Below are 524 nucleotides of genomic sequence, written 5' to 3' on the forward strand. Positions count from 1 at the left end.
CCACTGCGGTTTAACTCTCAGCTAGAAAGGAAAGAGTGGGTTCTTGCTCATACCCTAATTCTTCCGAGAAAGGAAAAATTTAAAGAAACTCTTCTGCAAAATGTTTATTATGATTTACTGAGAACCTATTCAAATGAGCTGGATAAAGAGGCCACCCTGCTCGTTGTATTTGGTTTTTCATTTGCTGATGAACATCTTGAAACGCTAACAAAGAAAGCACTTCGTAATGCTACTCTCAAACTACTAATATTTGCTTTTGACGAGGCAAATGTTAATGGGTTTATGGATAAATTTCGTGATTATTCCAACGTGGAAGTAATCTTCCGGCCGGGAGGGAATATAGATTTCCCGATAATGAATAGAATTATCACAAGTTATCTTGGAGGGGCGAGGTGAACGGGCATTTTACGGATGAGGAAGCGGTATTACGGGTTGGTGAAGTCTGCGAAGTAGCTGGGCGAGCAGTAATTATCCTCGTAGATAAAAACAAAAATCTTAGCGATTTATTTTATCAAGGAAAAGTT

At 38.9% G+C, this 524-nt stretch carries 1 pseudogene; it reads left to right on the forward strand.

The window, feature by feature from the left end:
* Positions 1-396 (forward strand): annotated as a pseudogene (locus tag IPZ49_RS23045) (hypothetical protein); the annotation flags it as partial.
* Between the last annotated feature and the right edge of the window lie 128 nt (positions 397-524).

Source organism: Enterobacter cloacae complex sp. S2 (assembly GCF_015159675.1).
Taxonomy (GTDB): Bacteria; Pseudomonadota; Gammaproteobacteria; order Enterobacterales; family Enterobacteriaceae; genus Enterobacter; species Enterobacter intestinihominis.